The sequence below is a fragment of the Pseudomonas sp. PDM17 genome (assembly GCF_014851985.1).
GTDB lineage: Bacteria > Pseudomonadota > Gammaproteobacteria > Pseudomonadales > Pseudomonadaceae > Pseudomonas.
The window spans coordinates 374,348-393,186 of record NZ_JACVAT010000001.1 but is presented as its reverse complement, the minus strand read 5'-3'; the positions used below and the strand labels follow the sequence as shown (position 1 = coordinate 393,186).

Genomic DNA, 18,839 nt, shown 5'->3' with positions numbered 1-18,839 from the left:
GCCTGGCGAACCTGCTCGCGCCCGGCGGACCACTGGCAGGCGTGGCGGTACAAGGCACGCTTCAGGCCCTGGGCAACTTCCGTCGCCAGAATGCTACCCACCGCCGGACGAACACGATGCAATCCCAGGTCCGCATCGAGCGTCTCGATGAACACACCCGCGTCGAGCAGTTGCTGAAGCAGCTGCTTGCCTTCGCCTGCGCCCAGTACGTGATCGCACAAGGAATCGTCGAAGTCCTGTAGGCAAGACAGCTTGCACAACGCATCCCGCAACTCCGCCGAAAGCTCCGCCAGCACTTCCTGCTCCAGGTAGCGCCTCACCAGTGCGTTGCCCTGCATCGCTTCCGGCAACTGCCCGGGGTCTCGACCATGCAGGCGCAGACGGATGCCGGCGAACCAGCCATCGGTCTGCATCATCAGGGTCTGCACGCTGGTAACCGGCACCTCGCCATACAGGCTGCCCAACAGCTCGCTCAATTCGGTGGCCGTCATGGCCAGGTCTTCTGCGCCGATCTCCAGCAGTTCGCCGTCGAGCAACAGGCGCTCCAGCTTGCAGGCAGGCCTGCGACGACTGGCGATCCACCAGGACACCGTCGGCGCCGACGCCCGCAGCAGGAGCTCGAGGAGACGGTCGATGCGCTCGTCTGCCGCTCGCGGCAGGTCATCGAGCATGATCCAGAGCGCACCTTCGCGCTGCGCCAGGCAGTTGAGCACCGAGATGGGATCGCTGTCGACGAGCTCCAGCGCCGAAGCGAGCAGGCGCAGCAAGGCCACGTCATCCAGCACCAGGCCTTTCAGGTCGAGCCACAGCACCTGGGTCTGTTCGGGACGGGCCAGGGCGCACTCGCGCAGCAGCACGCTCTTGCCGCTTCCCGCCGGAGCGCAGATCAGCCGCAGCCGGCAGCGCGCAGCGAGCAAGGTCTTGCTGAGTCGGGGGCGCGGCAGAAAGCCGGTAGGCAACGAGGGAACGCGGCACGGGTCTGAATAGATGTTCGCCGTGGGCATGGCGTTACTCGCTGATACAAAGTCCGCCATGGTACGGCTTGCCCTTGAGGCTGTATTGGGCTTGCCGACGATCAGGCATAAAAAAGGGCGGCTGTTCGGCCGCCCAACACGGAGTTGCTCGGTGAACTGATGACGTCAGCGAACGCCCGTCTGGCGCAATGCTGCCGGGGTGTAGTCCGCGGCAAGCGCCTTGGCGCCGAACACGATGCTCTGCTTCTCTTCGTTCTTCAGGCCCATGACCGAGTAGCGGCCGGAGATGACATCGTAGAGAGTCTCGGCGGTGTAGCCCGGCACTTTCTGGTTGTAATACTGCTGCGCGTGGCCCTCGCCGACACGCCAAAGCTGGCCACGACCGTCGTAGTGGTCGACCTCGGCCAGCTGCCAGGTGTCCTCGTCGAAGAACATGTGGCGCTTGGCGTAGATGTGCCGCTCACCGTCCTTCAGCGTACCCACCACTTCCCAGACCCGGTGCAGCTCGTAGCGGGTCAGGTCCTGGTTGATGTGCCCCGGCTTGATGATGTCGTCGTACTTGAGCGACGGCGAGTCGAGCTTGTAGCTGTTGTAGGGGATGTACAGCTCCTTCTTGCCGACCAGCTTCCAGTCGTAGCGATCGGGCGAGCCGTTGTACATGTCGTAGTTGTCGGAGGTAGCCAGGCCGTCGGCAGCGGTTGCCGGGCCGTCGTAGGCAACTTGCGGAGCACGCCGAACGCGGCGCTGACCGGCGTTGTAGAGCCACGCCTGACGCGGTTCCTTCACCTGATCGATGGTCTCGTGCACCAGCAGCACGTTGCCCGCCAGACGCGCCGGCGCGGTCACCCGCTGGATGAAGTAGAAGAGGATGTTGTCGCCCTTGGCCTTGTCGAAATCCGGCAGGTTGGCGGGATAGGACACTTCATCCTCGAAGTGCACCATCGAGAAGGAGCCATCCACCTGCGGCTGCACGCGGGTGATGTAGCGATGGATGTTACCGCCGCGGTAACGTGTTTCGTGGTTCCACACCAGCTCAACGCCGGTCTTCGGGATCGGGAAGGCGTAGTAGTGGCTGTCGAAGTTCTGCAGACCGTTACCGCCCCCGACCAGCGCGGTGTGCTGGGCACTGGTCCGGATCGCGGCATAGATGTCATCGGGCAGCGCCGCGGTGCGGTGCGTCGGGTATACCGGGATCCTGTAGCTGTCCGGATAGCGCTTGAACATCGCCATCTGGCCTTCGGTAAGCTTGCCCTTGTACTGCTCGGCGTTGGCCGCCGTGATGACGAACAGCGGCTTCTCGCTGGCGAACGGGTCGGCCAGGAAGCCTTTGCCGTCGACCGCCCCGGCATTCACCGGCAGGCCGCCGGTCCAGGCCGGAATGCTGCCGTCGGCGTTGCCGGCCTTCTCGGCGCCCATGGGCGTCAGGGTTCCACCCAGCTGCGCCACTTCGGCCGCCGGGGCGGCAGCCATCACGCTGCTGGCCAGTAGCGAGAGGGCCAGAACGCCGGATTTCAACAGTGTTTTCTGAGTCTGCATGGCAGGGTCCCCTGGGTTAGAAGTTCACGCCGAAACTGAGCGCGACGAAGTCCCTGTCGACCGACGTGTTGTAGTCGCCGCCAAAGAAGTCGGTGTAGGAAAGGCTGGTGGTGTAGGTGTTGGCGTAGTCCGCATCGAGGCCGAAGCTGACGGCCTTGCTGCCCTCGTTGAACAGGCCGTTGGGACCGTAGCCGTGGACGTCGTGCGACCAGCTGATGTTCGGCCGCAGGTTCACTCCGGCGAAGACGCTGTTGTAGTCCCAGATCGCGCGGGCGCGGTAACCCCAGGAGGTGGCGGTGACGTAGCCGTCATCGGTGCAGTTGGTGGTCAGGTTGGTGAAGTCGTTGTTGCCCACCGCACCAGCGATGGTGGTCTGGTTGAGCGCGCGGCAGGTGTTGACCGAGCCGGTAGCGGGCAGCGGTCCCGGCCCGTAGACCGGGTCGCGGCCGTAACGCGCCTCGCTGGTCGAGTCGAGCCCACCGACATGCACCACACCCACCTCGCCCACCAGGGTCAGGCGCTCGGCGCCCATGACCTGATCGAAGAAGTGCGTCAGGGTGGTCTGGAACTGGGTGATTTCCTTGCGGCGGTAGCCGTGCAGGTCGCCACCCGGTGTGGCCTGGAGCACCGAGGCATTACCGTAGGCCGCATAGGCCACCGGGTTGATCGCCGCGAGCGGGCCGACGCCGGAGAACAGCAGGTCGGTGGTGTTGAGCTGCACCGGGGCGTTGGGACGGTAGCTGACTTCGCCGCTCCAGGCCGTGCCGGTGGGCAGCGTGGTCGAGAAGCTCAGGCCGTACAGGTGAATGTCTTCCGGATACTCCATGAAGTAACTGGAGTTCCCCGCCACCACCAGGGGGGCCGCTGCACCGGTGCGGCCAGCCACGTTGTAGAGGCTTTGCGAAGGTGCGGTCACGCTGAGGAACGGCGCACGGCTGTGGTAGTTCATGAAGTACGCGCCGAACTCGGTGTTCAACGGGTCGAACATGTAGCGCAGCGCCAGGCCCCACTGGCCGCCGTCACGGGCATCGCGGTCGCCACTGCGGCGCACCAGGGTGCCTTCACCGTTCTGGTCGATGTCCATGGTGGTTCCAGGCAGCGCGGCGTTGATGGCATTGCCGGCGGCGAGGTTGTTGGTCAGCAGGCGCAGGTTGTTGCTGCAGCCGTCGGCCACCACGTCCGCCTGGGAGAAGAAGGTGCCGCAGTTGTCGACGACCGTCTGGTCCCACTCCAACTGGTAGAAGGCTTCTGCCGAGAGGCTGTCGGTCAGGCTCTGCGACACGTAGAACATGTTCACCGGGATCAGGCCTTCCTTGATCTCGGCGCCGGGGCGGCGGAAGGCGGCAACGTCGATCGGGTTGATCGAGTTGATACTGTTGAGGATGAAGGTGCTCTCCCCCCAGCTCACCACCTGCTTGCCCAGGCGGACCGAGCCCGGCTGATCGGCAATGGTGTAGTTGTGGTAGACGAAGGCATCGAGCATCTGCGCGCCGGCGGACTTCGCGCCCTCCTTGCGACCGCTGTCGTCGATGTCCTTGAACGGCCGGCTTTCATCCTTGAGCTCGAAGTCGTACCAGTACTTGCCGCGCAGGAACACGCCGGTGTCTTCGTACTTCAGCTCGAGGTCGTGGATGCCCTTGAAGATCTTCGAGAAGGTCTTGCCCTTCTTGAAGTTCAGGTGCCCGTCATCGGTGGTCTGCGACAGGCCCTTGCCGCCGTTGTTGACGCCGATCAGGTCCGGATCGCCGCCGCGCAGTGCCCAGCTGGCCCCCACGGACAGAGACGAGTCGAAGGTTCCCTCGACTTCACCGATATTGAACGTGACGGCCTGGGCCTGTGCGGCACAGCCCAGCGCGACGGCAAGCGCCAGGGCGTTAGGGGCGAATCCGGCGCGCGCTTTTGTTGTTGTCATGCGGCTTTCCCGTGGTTGGTGTTGGCCCGGGAAAACTAATCAGTACGAGACAGCGACGTAAGCGACGAAGTAGGGATTCAGAAACTCATACTTAGGTATGAGTGCAGCCCATCGCATTGCCCGCTGGCGACAGCAATTGCCGAATCTGGCCACCAGGAATAGAGCGGCAGAGCCCCTCGCCCAAGCCTTCGCCTGACATATGCCCTGTCGTGAAATGCTCTTTGCTTCGACTGACTGGCGGGCAGATCCTCCGGGTGCTTCCTCACCGCGCGTCTAAGCTCTTGCGACACAAGGGGCCCGGGGCGATCCCATGGAGTCGGGCCGCAAAGCCAAGGAGACTGCGCATGTTCAGATTCATCAAGACCACCATTGCCGGCGGACTGCTCTTCATTCTTCCACTGGTACTGCTGTTCATCCTCATCGAGAAGGCCATCCACCTGCTCAGCGGCCCTCTGCAGAAGGTGCTGCCGATCTTCGAGGGCTTCTCTGTCGCGGGTGCCACCTCCGTCACCGTGGCGGCCATCTTCGTGCTGCTGCTCTTCTGCTTCCTGGCAGGCCTGCTGGCCAGGACCGCCGCGGCATCCAGCGCGCTACGGGCGCTGGAAGACCGGCTACTCGGCAATCTGCCGGGCTACCAGCTGCTCAAGGACGCGACAGCCCGCTTCACCGGCATGGAGAACATCGAGGGAGCGCGAGTCGTGATGGTCATCCAGGAAAGTGGCTACAGGTTCGGCCTGTGCCTGGAAAGCCGGGAAGACTGGCTGCTGGTCTACATGCCTGACGGCGGCCCCGCAGGCGGCACCGCTGGCGAGGTGCAGACTCTGACCGCGGATGCCGTGGTGATGACCGACATCCCCTGGCTTTCGCTGCTGGCCTGCCTTCGCCGGGGTGGGCGCGGCGCACTGGAGCTGGCAGCGCCCTATCTGGACGGGAAAGCGTTCCCCGCACGTGACTGACGATCTCCCGCGCCAGCGTGCAAGCTACCCGGCAGGCATCGCCGCCCGCGCCCGCAAGGCTGGCGTACGGAGAGGCCAGTGGTCTGCATCGCGGGACTTCAGCGCACTACATGCAGGTAGTGCAGATGCCGCTCGTACTGATCCAGGATATCGGCAATCACGTCGTCACGGCTCCAGCCCATGATGTCGTAATCCTGGCCGCCCTCGCGCAGATGGACCTCGGCGCGGAAGTACTTGCGGGCTTCACCGACATCGCTGTCGTCGAGCACCATGAAGCTCGGGCTGGTAAAGGCCCGCGGGCGAACCTCATAGCGGAAGTGCGCTTCACCCGAAGGCGAGAGGTCGAGGCTGACACGGCCATCGTCCAGCTCCACCACCGAGACCTCCTGACCCTGCTTGCGCAGCTCTGCTGCCACCTCCTCGCAGGCCGGGCGGACCACCTCGCTGATGAAGCGGGTGACGTGGGCGCGGCGTGGCTTCATGGCAATGCTGCGCAGACGACGCTGCCAACCGCCTTCGTGATGGGGGGCATGGCGCGGTGCGGGCAACGCCTGGTTGCGCAAGCCGCGCCGCGTGGCGTCCAGGTGCAGGGCGCGGAACAAGCCCCAGATCGACGCCAGCAGGATGATCGAGAACGGCAGCGCACTGGCGATGGTCGCCGTCTGCAGTGCCTTGAGCCCGTTAGCCAGCAGCAGCGCCACGGCGACCACACCGATGCTCACCGACCAGAAGATACGTTGCCACAGTGGCGAATGGGCATGCCCGGAAGAGGCCAGCATATCCACCACCAGTGCGCCGGAATCGGCGGATGTCACGAAGAACACCACCACCATCAGCACCGCTACCATGGACACCACACTCGACAGCGGGAAGTGCTCCAGGAAGGCGAACAACGCCAGCGAGCTGTCCTGGTCGACGATTGTCGCCAGGTCGCGCACCCCCTCGTTGAGGATCATGTGGATGGCCGAATCACCGAACACCGTCATCCACAGCAGGGTGAACCCGGCCGGCACGAAGAGCACGCCGCAAACGAACTCGCGGATCGTCCTGCCGCGCGAGATGCGCGCGATGAACAGCCCCACGAAGGGCGACCAGGACAGCCACCAGCCCCAGTAGAGCAGCGTCCAGCCTCCGATCCAGTCAGTCGGTTGATAGGCATAGAGATTGAAGGTCTTGTTGACGATGTCCGACAGGTAGGCGCCGGTGTTCTGCACATAGGTCTGCAGCAGGAAGACGGTCGGACCGAGCAGCAGCACGAAGAGCATGAGGATCACGGCCAGCGCCAGGTTCAGCTCGGAAAGGATGCGGATTCCCTTGTCCAGGCCGCTGGCGACCGAAAGCGTGGCCAGGCCGCAGGTCACCGTGATGAGGATGATCTGCACCGTGGGATTCACCGGCAGGCCGAACAGGTGGTGGAAACCACTGTTGATCTGCAGTACGCCGTAGCCCAGGGAAGTGGCGACGCCGAATACGGTACCGATGATGGCGAATACATCCACTGCGTGGCCGATGGGGCCATAGATGCGCTCGCCGATCAGCGGGTAGAGCGCCGAACGCAGGGTCAGCGGCAGGCCCTTGCGGAAGCTGAAATACGCCAGGATCAGGCCGACGATGGCGTAGATCGCCCAAGCGTGAAGGCCCCAGTGGAAGAAGGTTATCTTCATTGCCTCGCGGGCGGCAGCGACGGTGCCCGCCTCGCCCACCGGCGGGCTGGTGAAGTGCATGATCGGCTCGGCGACGCCGAAGAACATCAGGCCGATGCCCATGCCGGCGGAAAACAGCATGGCGAACCAGCTGCTGCTGCGGTACTCCGGCTCGCTGTGATCGGGGCCGAGCTTGATGTCACCGTAGCGGCTGATGGCGAGGAACACCACGCTGATCAGGATCAGCGCGACAGCGAGGATGTAGAACCAGCTGGCATTGCCGAAGATCCACCGCTGCACGCTGTCGAACTGCGCCTGGGCCTGGGCCTGGAAAACCACGGCGTACAGCACGAGCAGGAAGATCAGCGCGGCGCTGGTATAGAAAACCGGTGGGTTGAGGGTGCTGCGGGGTCGGGACGAAGTCTCCATCAAGTGTTATCTCCTGTAACGCGTCAACCTGCGCCCAGAATCTGCGCAAGCGCTGCCAAGGGTAACCTCTTTCGGCATCGAAGATTCTCGACGGGCCGCGCTGCCCTCCCCCGCTAGAACTCAGGGGCAGGCGCTCGCGCCCCCTGTATTGGCCCGCGCCACCTGCTCCGCCAGCTTGCGCAGATTGCTCTGATGTGCGGTGACCAGGCTGTCCACGCTGTTGTCCGCGCGGGTCTGCTGGCTGCTGCGGCACGTCAGTGACTTGTCGCTACCGCGCTTCTGCAGGCGCCATTGAGCGACCAGCAGTGAGTACTGCCCCGGCACCGAGTCGAAGCGCTGGACCTCCACCCGCAACAGCGATGCGCCGGGCCCCGGCGCCCCGAGCAGGTCCTGCAGGGCATTGCCGAACTCGTCCACCAGGTTGGCGCCCCACCATTCGGTCTCGAGGATGACCAGGCCACTGCCGCCCTGGCGGATCACCATCTGCGAGCGATCCACCTGCGGTGGCAGGATGACGCGCTCGACGCGCACCTGGGCGCTGGCGGGACTGCCGGGCTGGGCCGGCACCAGCGTGTGATAGTGCACGGGCGCGCTGCTGCAGCCCCAGAGCAGCGGGAACAGTCCTGCCAATAGCAGCAAGGATGACTTCGGCATTGGCTTTCTCTCCTGTGTACGGTGCTGGCTCATGGCTGCAGGTTGTCCGCATCCGCACCCTTGGGCTTGCCGCGAATGAGCGACTCGGGGTGGCGTCCGAGGTAGTCGGAGAGATCGCGCAGCGAACGTGACATGCGATCCAGCTCGTTCAGTGTGTCGCTGAGCTTCTCCCGCTGCGGCGAATTCTCACCCAGTGCCGAGTTGGCCGTAGCCAGGGTCGAGCGCACCTCGGCCAGGGTGCTGGCCACTCCCGGCAATGTCTGGGTATTGAACTGCTTGAGGCCGCTCTGCAGTTCGCGCAGGTTGCCGTCGAGATTGTTGGCGATGCGCTCCAGCGGCAGCTTGCGGATGCGCTCCACCACGGCCTGCAACTGCTCCTGGAGTTTCTCCAGGCTGCTGGGTACGGTGGGGATCAGCAGCGGCCGGGCGCTGGCATCGAACGCCACGGGCTTGGCATCGGGATAGAAGTCCAGGGAAATGTACAGCTGGCCGGTGAGCAGATTGCCGCTGCGCGCCTGGGCGCGCATACCGTGCTCGACGAAGCTGCTGATCACGCGACTGACACCAGCCTCATCACCCTTGGTACTGTTGAACGCCTGGAGCATCTTCTGGTGCACTGGCCCCAGTCTCTGCGGATAGATCACCGCATCGACCAGCACCGGGAAGCTTTGCCGCTTCTCGTCATAGTCCAGCTGGATGCCCGTGACCTTGCCGAACTCGACGCCCATGAACTCGACCGGCGCACCGACGCTGAGGCCGCGCATGGACTGATCGAAGCGCAGGCGCAGGTACTGCGCGATACCCGACGGCGGCGCCAGGGCGCCTTCACGGTCGGCATACAGGTCGAAGGCCTGGTTGTCGTTGGCAGCGGCGGCATCGGCACTGCCTTCGGGCGTGCCGAACGCCAGCCCGCCCACCAGCAGTGCCGAGAGCGATTCGGTATTCACCTTCAGGCCGTTGGCGCCGACATCGACGTCCACGCCGCTGGCGTTCCAGAAGCGGCTGTTCTGGGTGACGAAGGCATCGTTCGGCGCCTCGACGAAGATGCCCAGGTCCACGCCCTTGCCGTCGCTGCGCAAGGCATAGGAGGTCACCTGCCCCACCGGGATCTTGCGGTAGTAGATCGGCGAACCGATATCCAGCGAGCCCAGGTCGTCTGCGCGCAGCAAGAAGCTCTTGCCCTTCTCCCCATAGGTGATCGGCGGAGGAGCCTCCAGCCCGGTGAAGCGCTTCTGCGGCGCGCTAGACTCTCCGGCATCGGCGCCGATGAAGTTGCCCGACAGCAGGGTATCCACGCCCGTGACGCCACCGGCGCCGATACGCGGGCGAACGACCCAGAACTTGGCGCCCTGAGTGGCGAAGGATTCGGCCTCCTTGTTGAGCTTCACCGTGGCATTGACGCTGTTCTTGTCCTTGGCCAGTTCGACCGCCTCGACCTCGCCGATGACCACGCTGCGGTACTTGACCTGCGTCTTGTGCGCCACCAGGCCTTCGCCGGTCCTGAAGGAAATCTCGATGCTCGGGCCCTGCTCCATCCAGTTGCGCACGATCAGCGATGCGCCAACCAGCAGCGCCACGATCGGCACGATCCAGACCATCGACACATTCCAGCGCCGCGTTCGCACGGGTGCCGGTCCTGGAATGCCAGGCCTAGGGGTGTCCTGCTCCATCGTTGGGTTCTCCGTCGTCCCAGATAAGCCGTGGATCGAAACTCATGGCGGAAAGCATGGTGAATACAACCACCAGGCCGAAGAAAAGAATCCCGGCTCGCGGCTCGATGGTGCCCAGCTCACGCATCTGCACCAGGGCCGCCACCAGCGCGACGACCAGCACATCGAGCATCGACCAGTAGCCGATCAGTTCGACGAAGCGGTACAGCTGGGAACGCTGGCGTTGCGCCCAGTTGCTGCGCCGCTGCACGGTCAGCAGGAGCATTCCCATGGCCAGGAACTTGATTGCCGGCACACCGATACTGGCGATGAAGATGATCAGCGCGATGTCCCACGCACCGCTTTCCCAGAACTCCAGCACGCCGCCGCCGATGGTGCTGTCGATGCCCTGGCCGAGCATTTCGGTATGCATGACGGGCAGCAGGTTGGCGGGTATGTAGAAGATCAGCGCGGCCATGAGAAACGCCCAGCCACGCGTGACAGCGTCGCCCTTTCGAACATGCAGCGGCGCCCCGCAGCGCCCGCAGCGGTGGCCGTGCTCGCGGACATCGCAGGCCAGCCCGCAACCATGGCAAAGGCACAGGTTGAGCTCTGGCGCCAGGGGTGGCCGGCTCATACCCGCTCCCAGAGTTCGCGGATGTCCTTGCCCGCGATGTAGAGGATCAGCACGCTGAGGGCCGCCATGGCCAGCAGGCCGATACCGGGAATAACATCGAGCAGGCCTGCCAGCTTGATCACCGCGACCATGGTCCCCAGCAGGCAGACTTCCAGCATGCTCCAGGGGCGCAATGCCTCCAGCCAGCGCATGCTGAAGGCGAAAGCCGGCGCCCGGCGCCCGGCCTGGGCGTACGCCAGCACCCAGATCAGCAGTGCTATCTGCAATAACGGGGCGAGGATGATTGCCAGCGCCACGACCAGCGCGATGAGAGTGATGCTGCCGCTGCTGAGGATCATCACCGAATCCCACAGCGTCGCGGAGTTGCTCAGCCCCTGCATGCTGATGGTCATCACCGGGTAGCTGTGGGCGAAGGCCAGCAGGATCGCACCGGTAATCGCCAGGGCCAGCCGCTGCTGAACAGTCAGCGCGTTGTGTCGGTGAAGCACTCCGCCACAGCGCTCGCACAGGGCGCGCTGATGGCGCTGGAGCGGCTCGCGCCGGTACACCGCATCGCAGTATTCGCAAATGATCAGATCTACGGAGGTCGACATACGAACTCTCGATATTTCCGTGTGCGCGCTACTGCCCCCGATTCGCGCCACGCTTAGGTCGGGGGAAGACTAGTCGAATAATCGCCGGGGAACCCGTAAAGATGGCCGGGCTGAATGCCTGGCGAGCTGCCTCACGGTTTCTGCATCGCCAGCCATACTGAGTGCAGCCCAGGCTTTCCGATAGCGGCCCATTACGAGAGGGAGATTCGTCGATGGTCGACTTCATGTTGCATGCGTTGCGCGCCAACCCTGAGATAGCGGTCTTTCTGGCTATCGCATTGGGCGTGTTGCTGGGTCGAGTCCGCATCGGGGAATTTCATCTGGGATCGGTTGCCGGCGCCCTGCTGATGGGCTTGCTGATCGGCCAGATCGGCCTGGAGGTGCCGCACGTCCTGAAATCGGTGTTTTTCGCCCTGTTCATCTACGCCGTCGGATTCAAGAGCGGGCCGGAGTTCTTCGGCAGCCTCAACCGCGGCACGCTGAAGCTCGTCGTGCTGTCCGTCGTACTGTGCGGCACCGCGCTGGCCACCATCCTGATCATGAACAGCCTGTTCCGATTCGACGCGGGCTTTACCGCAGGGCTGGGGGCTGGTGCGTTGACCGATACCGCGATCATGGGGACCGCCAGCAGCGCGATTGCCCAACTGGCCATCGATGAAGCCGCAAAATCCCAACTCAACAGCCACATGGCGGTCGCCTACGCCATTACCTATGTATTCGGCACCATCGGACTGGTCGTCTTCGTCGGGACCATCGCCCCCGGACTGCTGCGGGTCGACCTGAAGGACTCGGCCAGGGAACTGGAACTTCAACTGGGTATCGAGCGGGAAGAAAACGCCATCAGCATCCCCTATACCCGTATCGTCGTGCGGGCCCACTGCCTGAGCGTGCCTGCCGCCATTGGCCAGCGCATCGAGGACATCGAAGCGCTGCATGCATCGCTGAGCATCGAACGGGTCATTCGAGATGGGCGGATACTGGAGCGCACACCGGAGCTGACGCTCAGCGCCGGCGACATACTCGCCGTCTACGCATTGCGCGAGGCCGTGCCGCAGCTGAACCAGTGGATCGGCCCGGAAATAGACAATCCGGAAAGCATGTCCTTTCCCACCCGTGATGCCGACATCGTGCTGACCTCCCGCAGGCTGGCCGGCAAGACCATTCACCAGATCAAGACCCTGCTGATCGGCTCCGAGCGCATGGGCTGCTACATCCGCACCATTACCCGCCAGGGACTGGACCTGCCGCTGCTTCCCGAAACCGTCCTGCACCGGGGCGATGTGATTACCCTGGTCGGCCGTACCGCCAGCGTGGAAGCGCTGGCAGAGCAGATTGGCCGCATCCGCACGAGCAACTACAAGAGCGACATCGCCATCCACGCTCTGGGGATGGTGATCGGCTCCCTGGCCGGCATGCTCTCAACGCATATCGGCATGATTCCGATAGAACTGGGAATTGGCGGCGGCGTGCTGCTGGCGGGCCTGCTGATCGGCTGGTTCAACTCACGGCACCCCGAACTCGGTGCGCTGCCTCCGGCCGCTCAATGGGCCTTCTCCGAGTTCGGTCTGACGGCGTTCGGCGCCGTTGTCGGCTTACTGGCCGGGCCTGCCGCGATCACCGCCATCCAGGAACAGGGCGCCGCCCTGCTGATCGCAGGCGCGATAGTCACGATCGTCCCGCCCTTGGTAACGCTCTACTTCGGCCGCTATGTGCTCGGGCTGCACCCGATGATCCTGTTCGGCGCCCTGGCCGGCGCCCAGACGGAAGCTGCATCGATGAACAAGATCATCGAGCAGTCCGGCAGCAACACCCCGGTCATCGGCTTCACCGTCTGCTACGCCATTTCGAACGTGTTGCTGGCAGTCTGCGGCCCCATCATCGTGGCCTTCACTGCGCCCTGAATGGTCGCCGGCCGGAACCCGCGAGCGCGTCAGTGATGATGCTTGTGCTTGTGGTGATTGTCGTGGTGGTCGTGCTTGTCGTCGGCCAGATTGTTGCCGATGGCGCTGCCTGCCGCGCCGCCTAGCCCTGCACCCACCAGGCCGCCCGTGGACCCGCCCACCTTGCTCCCGATGACCTGGCCACCCGCCGCCCCCAGGCCGCCACCCAGTGCTGCCTCGGTCTTCTTCCCATCCTTCGCCGACATCGCACCGCCCGCCGCACCGCCGACTCCGGCGCCAATCGCAGCGCCAGTGCTGCCGCCGACTGCATTACCCACTACGCTGCCCAAGGCGCCTCCGATACCTCCACCAACAGCCGTGGTGGTGTTCTCGCCGGCCATGACGCCTTGTGACGCCAGGATGGTGAAAGCAAGTGCTGAGAGGGACTTCCGCATCATCGACTCCAGAAACTGTATACAAGTCGACCAGTCTGCAGGATGCGAAACCTACGAACAAATCGACCTTCGCGGTTCATGGACCTGAGTCAATGGATTGGTCCACCCTGCCCCCGCCCGTCGCTTCGGCGAACCCTCCACGGGGATCTGCGCTGGGCCGTTCAGTGGCTCGCATGCGCCTCACCCCGGACGCACCCACTCTTGCCTTTTGCCAATTTGCGGGCCACGCAGTCGACCGTCTCGATGTTTCTGAAAGACTGGCCCTGACCAACCGACCCGAGCAGCCGCGCATCTGAACCCCGGCGCCCTGAGGTCTATTGCATCAGCGCCCACGGAGCAAGGTCCGTCCTCGCGCAGGACCGGACTCCTTCCACGCTGGATCACGCCGTCTACACTCAGCGCAGTCGCAGCATGTAGAGGCGGGAAACTCGATGCTCAGATGGCCTTCTGTCGTACTGATTTCATGTATTGCCGGAGCGGCCGTCGCCGACGAAATCCCGGATGCCGTCCAAGCCTGTGGCGTCTGCCATGGCATGCATGGCGAGGGCACCGCGCAAGGCCCGGTGCTGGCCGGGCTGTCGGCCAGCTACATCTCCGCGCAGATCGCGAACTTCAATTCAAGACGTCGCAGCAATGCGCTGATGGGGCCGATGGCCGAAGCCTACGCCTCGGCCGATCTGCTGCAGCCTGCCGCTGCCTATTTTGCCGCCCAGGGCAAGGCCCCAGCGCTGCAGGTGCGGGGGCAGAATCTGGCGGCCTCCCCGGCCGAGAAGCTCTATTACGAGGGCGACATGGCTCGCGACATCCCGGCCTGCTTCAGCTGTCACGGCCCCTCGGCCATCGGCGGCGGCCCCTTCCCGAGGCTGGCCGGGCAGCAGGCGAGTTACCTTGAAGCCCAGCTGAACGCCTGGCGCAAGGGCGAACGCAGCGGCGATCCCGACGGCATGATGGCGGCCATCGCCAAGCGTCTGAACGACAAGGACATCACTGCGCTGGCCAGCTATCTGGCAGCGATTCGCTGAGGAGCGCTCATGAACAGGCCCTTGCTCTACCTGTCGCTGGCGGGATGCATCGCGCTGCCGGCACATGCCGCCGATGCAGTGACCACCGCCATGGAAGAAATCAGTGCGCAGCCCAAGGCCAGGGACGCCCACTACTTCACACCACGCGATCTTTCACGAATCCCGGACGGTGCCTTCGGCGACAAGATCCGCCGCGGCTATCAGCTGATCGTCAACACCCAACAGCTCAAGGGGCGCTACGTCGGCAACCAGCTCAACTGCACCAATTGCCACCTGGATGCGGGCACCAAGGCCTATGCCGCCCCCCTGTGGGCGGCCTACCTGGCCTACCCGGCGTTCCGCAAGAAAGACAACCGGGTGAACAACTTCGCCGAACGCGTGCAGGGCTGCTTCAACTACTCCATGAATGGCAAGGCCCCCGAGCTGGGCTCACCCGAGCTGGTGGCCATCTCCGCCTACTCCTACTGGCTGCTCATGGGCGGCCTGCTGGACATGTACGGCATGCAGGACAAGCCGGTGCCCGAACTCAGCGATGAAGCTTTGCAGCGCGGTGGTCGCGACGAATCCTTCAAGCTGCCGGGACCGCTGACCGGCAAGGTGAAGATGGAAGGCCGCGAACGGATGCCTGGGCGCGCCTTCGCCGCCCTGCCCGAGCCGCCCCAGGCGTATTCGCCGCAGCGTGGTGAAGAGGTTTACACGCAATATTGCGCCGTCTGCCACGGCGCGCAAGGCGAAGGACGCAAGATGGCCGACGTGCCGGTGATCCCGGCGTTGTGGGGAGCCGACTCGTACAACTGGGGCGCCGGCATGCACCGCGTCAACACAGCGGCCACCTTCATCTACGAGAACATGCCGCTGGGCAAGGCGGTGCAACTGAACGTCCAGCAGGCCTGGGACGTTGCGGCCTACCTGAACAGCCGGGAGCGACCGCAAGACCCGCGCTTCGACGGCAATGTCGCCAGCACAGCCAAACGCTTTCACGGCTCCGACCAGGGCTACTACGGCCAATCCGTCGACGGCGTGCTGCTGGGCAGCAAGGCCTACCCAGCAGGCGTCGGTCACTGAACCACGCAGGCCGCGCCACCCATGCGAATTTCAAGAGATCACAACCAATAGGGGACCGCATGTCATCGATACTGAAGAAGGCAAAGCACGAGTTCATGAAGGCGTTGCCGCCGACCATTTTCTTCTTCGTCATCCTGCACATCGTCGCAGCCATTCGCGCGCTGATGATCAAGGGAACCGGCGTTCCGCTTCCCGTGACGGCTTCGGTTCTGATCGCCTCGCTGGTGCTCGGCAAGTCGGTACTGGTGGCCGACATGCTGCCCTTCATCAATCGCTTTCCCGAGAAGCCTCTGATCTGGAACGTCACTTGGAAGACCCTGATGTACGCACTGGTCGCCCTGTTCGTGCACTACCTGGAGCGGCTCTACGAGTATTGGAAGGAAGCGCCCAGCCTGCTGGACGCCAACTCCATGCTGTGGACGTCCATGAACTGGCCGCGCTTCTGGGCGGTGCAGATACTGTTAATCACCCTGATCTTTATGTACTGCGTCATTTCGGAGCTGGCACGGGTGATCGGCCATGAGCGCCTGAGGAAGATGTTCCTCGGCCCGCTTCCACCTCGTACCGCCAACGACAACCCAGTCCCATAGGCGGCGCATCTTCCAAACAAATCAGGTAACAGCTATCAAAGGGCGGTGAATGGCGATTTTTCAATAAGGTGTTGAGCAGATGCGACTTGCTGCAGGCACAGTAGACCTGCGCGCCAATGGTCTAGCCTAGACATATGCCATCTTCGATTCCGAAGAGAGGCATACTCTGAACAGCTCAAGGTCAGGCCAATGCGAATTTCTTTGACGAAGGTAAATCTCAACCGTCCATCAATCGGATGCTCCGACAAAGAAGGCTCCCAACTAGCTCATTTTGGTGAGCTTCGTTATCTGATGACCTCTGCCCCGACAGTCGGCGATGCCCTTGAATCACTCGCTCGATACATGAGCAGCTGCATAAAGACAGTCCAATGCCGTTTGGAGCGCGTACCGTCTCATGCTCAGATGCATTTCGAGTGCGCCTGTCCCTCTCAAGGTGATGGACTGGTGGTCGAAACCTGGATGCTCCACACAACCCGCTTGATCGGGATACTTCTCGGCCGGCCGTTCTCTCCTCAACAGACTACCTTTCGCCACGGGCCCCTAGGTGACCGTGGCAACTACCTCAAGAGATTCGGTTGCCCAGCACTTTTCAGGCAGAGAAATAATTCGCTGGTACTGTCCTCAGCAACGCTCGATGAGGTCTGCACGGAGCGAGACCCCACACTTCACTCCATCATGCGCTTCTACATTGAATCGCAGACCAGTTATTCAGGTCATATACAGGAGCTAGTCACAGCCCACATTCTGAGACTCATGCCCCTTCACCAAGGGACGCTTGACCTTGTTTCCCAAGCTCTCGGTATGAACCCTCGAACGCTGCAGCGACGACTCGCTGATGAGCGAACCGACTTCGAGCAACTGTTAGACAATGTGCGTCGCAGCCAAGCGCTCCATTTGCTCCAGCAAACGAACATAGGAATTAACGAGATCGCCAGCGCGCTTGGCTATAGGCGTACAGGCTCCTTCTGTAGAGCTCATAAGCGATGGTTTGGAGTCTCTCCAGCGGAGTTTCGCAGCCAGTTCTCGGCACAGTTGGTAAGTGCGGGGCAAGCTTGACGGGAAAGAATCGATTCCTGTTGTTTGTCTCCTGAGACGTCCGCTATGGGTCGGAAGCTGCCGTCGGAATCGAACGAGGGTCCCTAGAGTATTAGGAGCAGATGCGGGTAATTCGAGCCCCGAATTCGGACTACATACCAGCTTTTCCTGGGCAAGCCGTTTCCGGTTCCGGTTTGAAGCGGAACCCGCGCAATGACTGGGCGCGCGGCACTATACCAACCGGAAACGGTCGCCAGAATGGGCCGTGCTCGTCCGGGGTTTATGAGCTCTGATGCGGTACGATGCGGCCCAAGAGAAGCAGCACCCTCAGGGAAGAAAAGGGAGTCCGTGTATGGAAGCGTTACTTCAGCAGGCGCAGAGTGTTTTAGGCAGCGGCTACAGCGTGCTGGTAATAGCCGCGCTGGTATTCGCCAAAACCATCTCGACACTTGGCTCTGCCTTCGACTTTCACGACAAGAACTTCGTACAGAAGCGCTTCAAGCGGCTCAACGAGTTGCGGGCAGGTGTTAAGAAGGATGACCGCCCACTCGCCCAGTACCTGGATGACGCCATCGAGCTTGAGGCTTTCCGCGTCGCCTCTGGCGTAACAGCAAGCAAGCAGAAGATGGATTTTCTAGTAGAGCTTGCCTCGCTAGGACTGTGGAACCGCACGCAGCTACGCTGGGTGGCAAAGCACCTTGAGCAAGGGCCACAAGATGCCGCGCCCGTCATCCGGATCACTCGACTCGATTGGGTTGGCGCCGCGATCGGCCTATTCTCGCTCTTCTACTGCATCACCGCCGGCATCTTCTTTTTTGCGTACCTCTCCCTGTCTATGACAATGCCATACGGCTTGGCGCTTGGGCTGCTTGCATTCGGCGGTCTGGTTATTCTCGCGCGCCTACTCGGTGAGGACTTTTTAAGCGCCAAGTGCGCGAACAACGTTCGCAAGTACCTGGAACGCAATGAAGCACCCACAGACAATGGGCCGAGCACCCCAGAACATATTCCCAGCGGCATCCGAGAGGACCGCAACTCGACGATGGCCACCGTTACCGAACCTCAGTAGCCAGGGCACAATTCTCTTTGGGGGCATAATTGGGGGCACTGACCCGAACCACTCTCAACATAAGTCAGATGCCACGAGCCTTCCATCAATAAGTTCGAGTCCCTCCCGGGGCACCACCACATCGTTCCGGCAGTTCCGATGAACTGTCGAAACCCACGAAAAACCGGCCTTCGGGCCGGTTTTTTGTTGTCTGCGATTTGCCCTGCCGGGTGCTGGCAGAAGCATTTCATCGCATCAGGAACAGGAACCTGTCGTCGTCTTGCTGACATAGGCACGGCCCGTGGCGCTGACGTTGACGACTCGCTCCTGGGCACCAGCAGACGGCGCGGAGCGGCACACGGTGACGCTTGCCTGGGTATTGCCCACGCCGCTGGGCTGGAAATCGATCTTGGCGACACTGGAAGTAACCTTGAACCCCGTCGGCGCGGCGGGATGCTTCTGGATCACGGTAGATCCGGAAATGACAATCCAGCCCTGTTCCCAGCCGCCCGAGCCGCAACTGGTGCCATTGCTGGATACGCACAGGCTGGTCACCGTGTTGCGCTTGATCGCCTCGCTGCGCCCCACGGCGACGCCCGCCACCAGATCGTTGGCACTGGAGGCAAGCTTGCCGGCAAGGGTCGCATCACTAAGCGAAGGCACGGCGATGCCGACCAGGATTGCCAGCACCGCGAGTGTCACCATCAGTTCCAGCAAGGTGAAACCGTTGGCAGGGCGTCTGTTGGTCGCTTTCATGGCTC

Annotated in this window: 16 protein-coding genes; 7 read left to right on the top strand and 9 right to left on the bottom strand. The window is 63.0% G+C overall.

Annotated features, from left to right (window positions below):
• Window positions 1-1,139 precede the first annotated feature (1,139 nt).
• Window positions 1,140-2,510 (bottom strand): DUF1329 domain-containing protein, encoded by a 1,371-nt coding sequence (locus tag IB256_RS01790; protein WP_192291637.1) that lies wholly within the window; start codon window positions 2,508-2,510, stop codon window positions 1,140-1,142.
• Between the two features lie 16 nt (window positions 2,511-2,526).
• Window positions 2,527-4,422 carry a DUF1302 domain-containing protein gene (locus tag IB256_RS01785; RefSeq protein ID WP_192291639.1) on the bottom strand — a complete coding sequence of 632 codons (1,896 nt, stop codon included), beginning with the start codon at window positions 4,420-4,422 and terminating at the stop codon, window positions 2,527-2,529.
• Window positions 4,423-4,766: 344 nt separating this feature from the next.
• Between IB256_RS01785 and IB256_RS01780 the strand changes: the two genes are divergently transcribed.
• A complete protein-coding gene (locus IB256_RS01780; protein ID WP_192291641.1) occupies window positions 4,767-5,378 on the top strand; it encodes a hypothetical protein in 612 nt (203 codons plus the stop codon).
• 98 nt (window positions 5,379-5,476) lie between these two features.
• On the opposite strand, the gene IB256_RS01775 is transcribed toward IB256_RS01780, so the two are convergent.
• The 5 genes from IB256_RS01775 to IB256_RS01755 all read right to left on the bottom strand — a co-directional run bounded on the left by IB256_RS01775 (window position 5,477) and on the right by IB256_RS01755 (window position 10,983).
• On the bottom strand, window positions 5,477-7,450 hold the full coding sequence (locus IB256_RS01775; RefSeq protein WP_192291643.1) for a BCCT family transporter: 1,974 nt from the start codon (window positions 7,448-7,450) through the stop codon (window positions 5,477-5,479).
• A 120-nt stretch (window positions 7,451-7,570) separates the two neighbouring features.
• Entirely contained in the window at window positions 7,571-8,104 is a 534-nt protein-coding gene (locus IB256_RS01770; protein ID WP_192291645.1) for a membrane integrity-associated transporter subunit PqiC, read from the bottom strand.
• Between the two features lie 29 nt (window positions 8,105-8,133).
• Window positions 8,134-9,774: an intermembrane transport protein PqiB gene (locus IB256_RS01765; RefSeq protein ID WP_192291647.1), complete on the bottom strand. Its 1,641-nt coding sequence runs from the start codon at window positions 9,772-9,774 to the stop codon at window positions 8,134-8,136.
• Window positions 9,755-10,390: a paraquat-inducible protein A gene (locus tag IB256_RS01760; protein ID WP_192291649.1), complete on the bottom strand. Its 636-nt coding sequence runs from the start codon at window positions 10,388-10,390 to the stop codon at window positions 9,755-9,757. Before IB256_RS01760 ends, IB256_RS01765 begins: the two co-directional genes overlap by 20 nt.
• Window positions 10,387-10,983 (bottom strand): paraquat-inducible protein A, encoded by a 597-nt coding sequence (locus IB256_RS01755; protein ID WP_192291651.1) that lies wholly within the window; start codon window positions 10,981-10,983, stop codon window positions 10,387-10,389. Before IB256_RS01755 ends, IB256_RS01760 begins: the two co-directional genes overlap by 4 nt.
• Window positions 10,984-11,195: 212 nt before the next feature.
• Between IB256_RS01755 and aspT the strand changes: the two genes are divergently transcribed.
• Window positions 11,196-12,884, top strand: a complete 1,689-nt coding sequence (gene aspT, locus IB256_RS01750; RefSeq protein WP_192291653.1) for an aspartate-alanine antiporter — start codon at window positions 11,196-11,198, stop codon at window positions 12,882-12,884.
• Between the two features lie 29 nt (window positions 12,885-12,913).
• Here the strand turns inward: aspT and IB256_RS01745 are convergent, their stop codons facing one another.
• Window positions 12,914-13,318 (bottom strand): glycine zipper domain-containing protein, encoded by a 405-nt coding sequence (locus IB256_RS01745; RefSeq protein ID WP_192291655.1) that lies wholly within the window; start codon window positions 13,316-13,318, stop codon window positions 12,914-12,916.
• Between the two features lie 431 nt (window positions 13,319-13,749).
• Here IB256_RS01745 and IB256_RS01740 point away from each other — a divergent pair, with 431 nt between their 5' ends.
• The 5 genes from IB256_RS01740 (at window position 13,750) to IB256_RS01720 (ending at window position 18,099) form a co-directional block, all read left to right on the top strand.
• The gene (locus IB256_RS01740) at window positions 13,750-14,340 is read left to right on the top strand and encodes a c-type cytochrome (protein WP_192291657.1); all 591 of its coding nucleotides are present in this window, start codon (window positions 13,750-13,752) and stop codon (window positions 14,338-14,340) included.
• A 9-nt stretch (window positions 14,341-14,349) separates the two neighbouring features.
• On the top strand, window positions 14,350-15,405 hold the full coding sequence (locus IB256_RS01735; RefSeq protein ID WP_192291659.1) for a c-type cytochrome: 1,056 nt from the start codon (window positions 14,350-14,352) through the stop codon (window positions 15,403-15,405).
• Window positions 15,406-15,464: 59 nt separating this feature from the next.
• Window positions 15,465-15,995 carry a hypothetical protein gene (locus tag IB256_RS01730; RefSeq protein WP_192291661.1) on the top strand — a complete coding sequence of 177 codons (531 nt, stop codon included), beginning with the start codon at window positions 15,465-15,467 and terminating at the stop codon, window positions 15,993-15,995.
• Window positions 15,996-16,184: 189 nt separating this feature from the next.
• A complete protein-coding gene (locus IB256_RS30920; protein WP_192291663.1) occupies window positions 16,185-17,051 on the top strand; it encodes an AraC family transcriptional regulator in 867 nt (288 codons plus the stop codon).
• A 331-nt stretch (window positions 17,052-17,382) separates the two neighbouring features.
• On the top strand, window positions 17,383-18,099 hold the full coding sequence (locus IB256_RS01720) for a hypothetical protein (protein ID WP_192291665.1): 717 nt from the start codon (window positions 17,383-17,385) through the stop codon (window positions 18,097-18,099).
• Window positions 18,100-18,333: 234 nt separating this feature from the next.
• On the opposite strand, the gene IB256_RS01715 is transcribed toward IB256_RS01720, so the two are convergent.
• Window positions 18,334-18,834: a GspH/FimT family pseudopilin gene (locus tag IB256_RS01715; RefSeq protein WP_192291667.1), complete on the bottom strand. Its 501-nt coding sequence runs from the start codon at window positions 18,832-18,834 to the stop codon at window positions 18,334-18,336.
• Window positions 18,835-18,839: the final 5 nt, after the last annotated feature.

What these genes read in the sequence shown, in the direction of transcription:
- IB256_RS01775 (WP_192291643.1), bottom strand. Translation starts at nt 7,450, where the DNA reads ATGGAGACTTCGTCCCGACCCCGCAGCACCCTCAACCCACCGGTTTTC.
- IB256_RS01755 (WP_192291651.1), bottom strand. Translation starts at nt 10,983, where the DNA reads ATGTCGACCTCCGTAGATCTGATCATTTGCGAATACTGCGATGCGGTG.
- IB256_RS30920 (WP_192291663.1), top strand. Translation starts at nt 16,185, where the DNA reads ATGCGAATTTCTTTGACGAAGGTAAATCTCAACCGTCCATCAATCGGA.
- IB256_RS01715 (WP_192291667.1), bottom strand. Translation starts at nt 18,834, where the DNA reads ATGAAAGCGACCAACAGACGCCCTGCCAACGGTTTCACCTTGCTGGAA.
- IB256_RS01745 (WP_192291655.1), bottom strand. Translation starts at nt 13,318, where the DNA reads ATGCGGAAGTCCCTCTCAGCACTTGCTTTCACCATCCTGGCGTCACAA.
- IB256_RS01770 (WP_192291645.1), bottom strand. Translation starts at nt 8,104, where the DNA reads ATGCCGAAGTCATCCTTGCTGCTATTGGCAGGACTGTTCCCGCTGCTC.
- IB256_RS01740 (WP_192291657.1), top strand. Translation starts at nt 13,750, where the DNA reads ATGCTCAGATGGCCTTCTGTCGTACTGATTTCATGTATTGCCGGAGCG.
- IB256_RS01785 (WP_192291639.1), bottom strand. Translation starts at nt 4,422, where the DNA reads ATGACAACAACAAAAGCGCGCGCCGGATTCGCCCCTAACGCCCTGGCG.
- IB256_RS01720 (WP_192291665.1), top strand. Translation starts at nt 17,383, where the DNA reads ATGGAAGCGTTACTTCAGCAGGCGCAGAGTGTTTTAGGCAGCGGCTAC.
- aspT (WP_192291653.1), top strand. Translation starts at nt 11,196, where the DNA reads ATGGTCGACTTCATGTTGCATGCGTTGCGCGCCAACCCTGAGATAGCG.
- IB256_RS01790 (WP_192291637.1), bottom strand. Translation starts at nt 2,510, where the DNA reads ATGCAGACTCAGAAAACACTGTTGAAATCCGGCGTTCTGGCCCTCTCG.
- IB256_RS01765 (WP_192291647.1), bottom strand. Translation starts at nt 9,774, where the DNA reads ATGGAGCAGGACACCCCTAGGCCTGGCATTCCAGGACCGGCACCCGTG.
- IB256_RS01735 (WP_192291659.1), top strand. Translation starts at nt 14,350, where the DNA reads ATGAACAGGCCCTTGCTCTACCTGTCGCTGGCGGGATGCATCGCGCTG.
- IB256_RS01730 (WP_192291661.1), top strand. Translation starts at nt 15,465, where the DNA reads ATGTCATCGATACTGAAGAAGGCAAAGCACGAGTTCATGAAGGCGTTG.
- IB256_RS01760 (WP_192291649.1), bottom strand. Translation starts at nt 10,390, where the DNA reads ATGAGCCGGCCACCCCTGGCGCCAGAGCTCAACCTGTGCCTTTGCCAT.
- IB256_RS01780 (WP_192291641.1), top strand. Translation starts at nt 4,767, where the DNA reads ATGTTCAGATTCATCAAGACCACCATTGCCGGCGGACTGCTCTTCATT.